Annotated in this window: 6 protein-coding genes and 1 pseudogene; all 7 read right to left on the bottom strand. The window is 64.7% G+C overall.

The window, feature by feature from the left end; genetic code table 11:
* Nucleotides 1-485: pseudogene (locus EN984_RS15480) on the bottom strand (gluconokinase); the annotation flags it as partial.
* 2 nt (nucleotides 486-487) lie between these two features.
* On the bottom strand, nucleotides 488-1,474 hold the full coding sequence (locus EN984_RS15475; RefSeq protein ID WP_127383814.1) for an ABC transporter permease: 987 nt from the start codon (nucleotides 1,472-1,474) through the stop codon (nucleotides 488-490).
* Nucleotides 1,471-2,451, bottom strand: a complete 981-nt coding sequence (locus EN984_RS15470; RefSeq protein ID WP_127270185.1) for an ABC transporter permease — start codon at nucleotides 2,449-2,451, stop codon at nucleotides 1,471-1,473. The genes EN984_RS15475 and EN984_RS15470 overlap by 4 nt, the downstream gene beginning before the upstream one ends.
* Complete coding sequence (locus EN984_RS15465; protein WP_127270183.1) at nucleotides 2,448-3,995, bottom strand: sugar ABC transporter ATP-binding protein; 1,548 nt, start codon at nucleotides 3,993-3,995, stop codon at nucleotides 2,448-2,450. Before EN984_RS15465 ends, EN984_RS15470 begins: the two co-directional genes overlap by 4 nt.
* A gap of 79 nt (nucleotides 3,996-4,074) precedes the next feature.
* A complete protein-coding gene (locus tag EN984_RS15460; protein WP_127273383.1) occupies nucleotides 4,075-5,202 on the bottom strand; it encodes a sugar ABC transporter substrate-binding protein in 1,128 nt (375 codons plus the stop codon).
* A gap of 301 nt (nucleotides 5,203-5,503) precedes the next feature.
* Nucleotides 5,504-6,532: a LacI family DNA-binding transcriptional regulator gene (locus EN984_RS15455; RefSeq protein ID WP_127271475.1), complete on the bottom strand. Its 1,029-nt coding sequence runs from the start codon at nucleotides 6,530-6,532 to the stop codon at nucleotides 5,504-5,506.
* A 177-nt stretch (nucleotides 6,533-6,709) separates the two neighbouring features.
* Nucleotides 6,710-7,449: MFS transporter (locus EN984_RS15450; protein WP_164765485.1), on the bottom strand; the 740-nt coding region annotated here is incomplete at its 5' end.

The raw sequence follows: 7,449 nt of genomic DNA, 5'->3' as shown, positions 1-7,449 counted from the left end.
GAGTGTCAAGGCGCGCTCTTCCGCAACCGGCGGCTCGAGGATGGCGAACTGGCTGTCGACCAGGCTTGCCGGCATGAAATGGCCTTTGCGGCTGCCGACACGCTGCCTGGCCGTGGCAGGGTCGATCTCCAGATAGAGGAAGACGATTTCCGGGCAGAAGCTCTCAGCCGGTCGCGGTAGCTGCGCTTCAGTGCCGAGCAGGCGGCAATCACGCCCTGTCCGCTGCCCACCGACTCCGCGATGCGCTCGCCGATCGCGTTGAGCCAGCCTTCGCGCAGTTGATCGGTAAGCGGTTCGCCGCTTGCCATGCGTGCGACGTTTTCCGGCGGATGCAGCTTGTCGCCCTCGATAAAGGCAACGCCCAGAGCGGCCGCCAGCGCAATACCGACGGCCGACTTGCCGCAGCCGGCGACGCCCATCACCACGATGGCCGGAGGCACCGAGCCGGGAGCGCCCGCTGGCGCCTGTGTTGCCTTTTCGTCCACGGTCAGCGGCTTGCCGGCGCGCGGCCGTAGAGCAACAGCATGGCGACAATGACGACGCCGTAGATGATCTGCCGCCCCGCCTCCGGCATCTGCATGACCGACAGAATGGACTGCAGCAGCGTGATGAGGATGACACCGGCGACAGTGCCGAGATAAGAGCCGCGTCCGCCCAGGATCGAGGTGCCGCCAAGCACCACCGCGGCGATCGACGGCAGCAGATAAGCGTCGCCCATCGACTGCGCCGCCTTGGAGGCATAGCCAGCCAGAAGCGCGCCGCCGAAAGCCGAGAGCCCGCCGGAGACGGCGAAGGCGATCATCACCACGCGCCGCGTATCGATGCCGGAGAGATAGGCCGCGCGTTCGCGGTTGCCGATGCCGTAGACGGTGCGGCCGAAGCTGGTACGGGTCAGCACGAACACCATCGCGGCTCCGATCAGCGCCCAGATGATAACCGCGTTGGGCACGCCCGGAATGGCGAAGCCGGTCGCCAGGTAGCGCATCGCGCCCGTTGCCGAATCCTGCGGCGAGAAGCCGCCTGTGTAGACCGCCATCAGCCCTTGCGCGACAGCGTTGGTGGCCAATGTGATGATCATCGAGGGGATGCGCAGATAGGCGACGCCGATGCCGTTGACGACGCCGATCAGCATGCCGCAGAAAATACCGAACGGAATGGCCAGCGCCACGCCGACCGGGCCGTACGCCGCCGCAGCGCAGGCCATCATGGCGCCCGCCGCCACCGCCCATGGCACCGACAGGTCGATCTGACCGAGCAGGATGACCAGCATCATGCCGGTTGCGATGACACCGAGGAACGAAGCCACCTTGAGCTGCTGCAGAAGATATTCAGGCGACAGGAAGCTTCTGGAATAGAGGCTGCCCAGGAACAGCAAGAGAACGATGCAGGCAAAGGCCGTCAGCACCGCCGGATCGGCGCGGCGGATGAATCTGGGCATGCGGCCGGCAATGCCGCCAAGTGTCGTTTCGCTCACAGGAACCACTCCAGCCGGTTGCGGACCCGAAACAGGGCGAAGGCGCCGAGGCTGACGGCGACCAGCAGGATAACGCCCTGGAACAGCGGCTGCCAGAGCGGATCGAAATCGAAGACGAACAACAGGTCGCCGATGGTGCGGAAGGCCAGCGCGCCGAAGATGGCGCCGATGGCGCTGCCCTTGCCGCCGAACAGCGAGACGCCGCCGAGCACCACGGCTGCGATCGAAAACAGCGTGTAGGAGTTGCCGCTGGCATAGGCCGCCTCGCCCGTATAGGTGAAGAAAGTCAGGAACAGTCCGCCGATCGCCGCCAGCAGGCCGGCCAGCGTGTAGGCAGCGAACTTGCCGCGCCGGATCGGCACGCCGGACATGTAGGCCGCCGTCTCCGACGAGCCGGCCGCGTAGGCCGCGCGGCCGAGCACCGAGCGGCTGAACGGCACCCAGATCACCAGCACGATGGCCAGCAGGACGACCAGGCTCGCCGGCACCACGCCGAACACACGGCCGGTCAGCGCATCGGCCAGATCCTCATTGACCGAGCCGCCAGGGAATGGCCGCAGCAAAAGGCCGATGCCGTAATAGACGGCGCCAGTGGCAATGGTGGCGACAATCGGCTGCAGCCGGCCATAGATGACGATGGCGCCGTTGATCGCGCCGCACAACAGCCCCACCGCCAGCACGGCGATGACACCGAGCGTCGTCTGCATCGGCGTGCCAACCACCAGCCAGGAGGCGAGGCAGTTGGTGAGCAGGAAGATCATACCGACGGACAAGTCGATGCCGGCGGTGATCACCACCAGCGTCTGCGCCATGGCGACAAAGGCGAGCAGCACGCCCTTGTTCGACGCCGTCTGCACGACATTGGCGGTGAAGCCCGCCGGATGGTTCGAGGTGTAGATGACGAACATGACGATGAAGATGCCGAGCGCCAGCAGAGTTCCGCGCTGCTCGGCCAGCCAGTAGCGCCAATCTTTCACGCGCTTGCTCCCAGGCCCACCGGGCTGTCCTCGCCATGGATATTGAGCGCGCTTGATATCAGCGCCCGCTCGGTGATCTCGGCACCGACCAGCTCGCGCTTGACCGCCCCGTCATAGAGCACCAGCACGCGATCGCAGCAGCCGATCAGTTCATCATAGTCGGTCGAGTAGAACAGGATCGCAGCACCCGCGTCGGCCAGTTTGCGCATCAGCTGGTACAGCTCCTGCTTGGTGCCGACGTCGATGCCGCGCGTCGGATCGTTGAGCAGGATGATGCGTGGCTGGCGCATCAGCCATTTGGCGATGACCACTTTCTGCTGGTTGCCGCCCGAAAGCGCGCCGACCGGAATGTCGAGGCCCGCCGTCTTGATCGCCAAGAGGCCTACCATGTCGTCGATCAGCCGCTGCTCGGCGGCACGGTCGATGATGCCGGCTTTCGACAGCCGGTCGAGCGCCGCGAAGGACAGGTTCTCGCGCACCGTCATCGGCAGCATCAGCCCTTCGGTCTTGCGGTCCTCGGGAATCAGCGCCATGCCGATGCCGTCGTCGCGCGCAACGGATGGGCTGGTGATCGAGACCGACTTGCCGTCGATCAGGATCTGGCCGCTGAGGCCCCGCAGCACGCCGAAGAAGGCGAGCAGCAATTCGCGCTGGCCCTGGCCGTCGAGGCCGCCAAGGCCGACCACCTCACCTGCCCTGACGGTCAGCGAGATGTCGTGCAGCCGGTCGGCCCATGAGAGCTTGCGGGCCTCGAGCCTGGGGGCCGCGGCGGCAGGCACGGCCGCCGGCTTGGGCGGAAAGATATGGCTGTATTCGCGGCCGATCATCAGTTCGACCACCTCATTGTCGCTCTTCGAGCCGGCTGGATAGCTGGCGACATTGCGGCCGTTGCGGAACACCGTGCACTGATCCGCCAGTTCGGCGATCTCGTTCATGCGGTGCGAGATGTAAAGCAGCGCCAGCCCTTCCGAGCGCAGCCGCTTGAGCACTGCGAAGATCTTCGAGACATCCGCTGCCGTCAGCGCCGAGGTCGCTTCGTCGAGGATGAGGATGCGCGGCTTGCGTGCCAATGCCTTGGCGATCTCGACCATCTGCCGGCGCGACAGCGGTAGGTCCTTGACCAGCGCCAGCGGGTGGATGTCGGCGGCGCCGGCACGAGCAAGTGCTTCTTCGGCGATGCGGCGCTGCGCCTTGCGGTCGATCATGCCGAAGCGTTTGGGCGGGTCGGAAATGACGATGTTGTCGGCAACGCTGAGCTCGGGGACCAGCGACAGTTCCTGGAAGATGCAGACGATGCCGGCCTTGTTGGCGGCCCCCGGAGAAGCGAAGGTCGCCTCGCGCCCGTCCAGCGTCATGCGGCCCTCATCGGGCGCCACGACACCTGCCATGACCTTGATCAGCGTCGACTTGCCGGCGCCGTTTTCACCGAGAATGGCGTGGATGCTGCCGGCTTCGACGACAAGCTCGGCCTTCTCCAGCGCGCGTACACCGCCATAGCGCTTGGATATGCCTTCCATACGAAAGAGCGGAGCCGCACCGTCCATCGGCCCTCCCAGGGCGATTGTGGAATTGAGACAAGCGCCGCGGCTCAAGCCGCGGCGCCGGGTGACAGCCAGCGATGATTTACTGGTTTTCCTTGGTCTGACCCATGATTTCCTGGGCGCTGAAATTGATGCCGCAGGTCGGGAAGGAATTGCCGACGAAGAAATTGTCGGATTCCTTGGGGAAGTAATCCGTGCCTTCCTTCAAGTTCGGGTCTTCGGCGATCGCCAGCGGCAGCTTCACCTCTTGTGGTACCACCTCGCCTTCGAGTGCGGCGATCGCGGTCTTGATGGCGACGGCGACCTGAGCCGGACCCGAGCCGGCGGACGAGCACTTCAGCCCGTCGGCCGAATGCGCGGCGCAGAACTTGCGGAAGCCGTTCTCGGTCTCGCCGCCAAACGGCACGAACGGATGCTTGGCGTCGATCATCGCCTGCACGATGCCGGTATCGCCGCCCTGGCCGGTGATGCCGTCGAACGGACCGTTGGTGGCGATCGCATCGGCGGTCACTTTCTGTGCCACGCCGTCATCCCACTTGCCGGCGACTTCGGTGACGTCCCACTTCTTGCCGGACGCAGCGAAGACCTCGTGGATGCCGTTGTGGCGGTCGGTGTCGACGGAGGTGCCGGCGACGCCGCGCACTTCCAGGATCTTGCCGCCATTCGGTATCTTGGCGACCAGCCACTTGGCCCACAATTCGCCAAGGCCTTTCTGATCGACATTGACGTTGATGGCATCCTTGGTGTCAAGGATGTTGTCGAAGGCGACCAGAACGATGCCGGCTTCCTTGGCGCGCTTGATGACCGGACCGAAGGCTGTCGGGTTCTGGGCGTCGGTGACGATGGCGTCATAGCCGGAATCGATGAAATTGTTGATCGCCGAGATCTGCGCCGGCACGTCCTCGCCCGTCGAGACGACCTTGAATTCCTTGATCTTGGCTTTGACTTCAGGTTGTGCGGCGTAGGCCTTGGCTGTCTGCACCATCTGGATACGCCAGGTGTTGGCGATATAGCCATTGGCGAAGGCGATGCGGAACGGCCCTTCCTTCTTGGGATATTTGAAAAATTTGGTCTCCGCGCTCCACGGCGCGAAACAGTCCGCCTGAGCGGCGGGACCCGACACGATTTCGGGTCCGGCGGCCATGGCGGCCGAATTGAGCATGACGAATGCAGTGGCGGCAACGACGCCACCAACAAGTGACTTGATCATCGATAATCCTCCCGATTGCAGTTCTGATTGTCGTTTCGCAATGCGAATTTTTCGCGCGATGGACCGGCACCTCCCGCCTCGTCATGCGCTTCCTTGGTCGCCGGTGGTGGCCGACCCGGTTCCTCCCTTGTCGCCGCCAGCGGGGCGAAAACTATCATATTATCCATAATAAACAAGTATTAGTTGTCACTTATGTATAATAAACAGGCGCAAACTATCGTTGATACACCTGCCCGGAGGAGATGGTAGCGCTACCAAATTGGCGTGTAAACCGGCATTCGCACAGTCGCTCCTGTGCGTTTCAACGCGCCGTGCTCTCGCGGCGCTTGAGTTCGAAACCGAGGTCGACGATCCGTTGCTCCGGTCTGTTGCCGGCGATCGCCGCCAGCGCCATGGCGACGGCACGCCGGCCGATCTCATAACGATGGGTGCGGATGCTAGTGACCGAAGGAAACGCCACCTGCATCATGTCGAGATCGTTGAAACCGACGATGCCGATCGTCTTCGGCACCGCGATCGAGGCGCGATGGCATTCGAACAAGACGCCGAGCGCGATATCGTCATTGTTGCAGAAGACACCGTCGAGTGTCGGCACCTTGGCCAGCGCGTCGCGGAACATCTCGCGGCCGAGCGACACGCTGGACAGCACCGGCGTGGTGGTTACGAGGCGCGAGTCGAACAGGCCCGCGGCCTCCATCGCCGCGCGATAGCCGGCAAGGCGCCGCTGCGAACGCGGATCCATGCGCGCGCCGATGAAGCCGATGCGGCGATAGCCCGCCTCGATCAGATGCTCGGTCGCCGCCCTGCCGCCATCGAGATGCGAGAAGCCGACCATCATGTCGACCGGATCTGGACCGGTTTCCATGACCTGCACCACAGGGCAGCCGGCACTTTCCAGCAGCTTTCGCGAAGCCGGTGTCTGATCGATGCCGGCGACGATCAGCGCGGCTGGCCGTTGCGAACCGAACACCTGCAGCAGCCGCTCTTCCTCGAGGCCGGAATAGTGGGTGTTGCCAAGCTGGATGCGGAACGGGCTGGCCGACAGGCTGTCATAGATGCCGCGCACCACCTCGGCGAAGACGTTGTTGGTCAGCGACGGCACCAGCACGCCGAACACCTCGGCGCGCGCCGAGGCGAGCGCCCGGGCATTCGGGTCCGGCACGTAGCCCAGTTCGTCGACGGCGGCCTGGATCTGGCGGCGCAGCTCTTCGGACACACGCTCCGGCTCGCGCAGGGCGCGCGACACGGTGATGGCGCCGACGCCGGCCTTGCGTGCGACATCCGCGATGGTCGGGCGACCGCCGCCCCGGCGCGAGCGCGGCTTGGTCAAGGACGCACTCCTGGCGACTGGCTTGTGCAGCCAAGCGCCTTTGGAACCATATTCGGGGTCTTTGCCACCGTCGTCATGCCAAACCGGCCTGTTGCCGCACCCATTCGCCTTCCGGCGTCGCGCAGCCTTGGGTGGTTGTCAAGCCGCGCAGCTCCCGGACCATTGGGCACGGTGAGCTCAGGCCGTCACGGCTGTGCTGCGCCGTGCCTTCCAGAACAGCAGCCCGATCGCCACCAGGTTCAGCAAATTCCACGCGATGCCGTTGAGGAATGCGGCGGCGTAGGAACCAGTCAAATCGTAGATCCAGCCCGACATCCAGCCGCCGATCGCCATGCCGAAGATGGTCGCCATCATGACGATGCCGATACGCTGGCCGGCCTCCCTGGCCGGCATGTAATCGCGCACTATGATCGCGTAGCAAGGCACGATGCCGCCCTGCGACAGGCCGAACACCAGCGACACCACATAGAGCGAGGCAAGCCCGTCGAACGGGATATAGAACAGCAGCGACAGGCACTGCAGCACCGAGCCGATCATCAATGTCCACACCGCGCCGATACGGTCGGCGAGGAAGCCGGACGCCAGCCGGCTGACGACGCCGCCGGCCATCATGATCGACAGCATGTCGGCGCCATGCGCCACGCCGTAGCCGAGGTCCATGCAATAGGCGACGATATGCACTTGCGGCATCGACATCGCCACGCAGCAGCCGAGCCCGGCGACGACCAGCAGCACCTGCAAGGCCGCCGGCGACAGCGAGATCGGCTGCACCGATCGGCTTCCGGGCGAACCCGCGACGGCCGCCGCCGGGGCACCGCGCCGCAGCATCAGCACCAGCGGCACCATTGTCACCAGGCAGAAGATGCCGATTGCCGCATAGGTGAAGCGCCAGCCTTCCGCCTTCATCAGCGTCGGCA

The organism is Mesorhizobium sp. M7A.F.Ca.CA.004.12.1.1 (assembly GCF_003997835.1).
Classification (GTDB): domain Bacteria; phylum Pseudomonadota; class Alphaproteobacteria; order Rhizobiales; family Rhizobiaceae; genus Mesorhizobium.
The sequence above is the reverse complement of the archived record's forward strand: the minus strand, read 5'-3'. Positions and strand labels throughout refer to the sequence as shown.

What these genes read in the sequence shown, in the direction of transcription:
- EN984_RS15465 (WP_127270183.1), bottom strand. Translation starts at nt 3,995, where the DNA reads ATGGACGGTGCGGCTCCGCTCTTTCGTATGGAAGGCATATCCAAGCGC.
- EN984_RS15460 (WP_127273383.1), bottom strand. Translation starts at nt 5,202, where the DNA reads ATGATCAAGTCACTTGTTGGTGGCGTCGTTGCCGCCACTGCATTCGTC.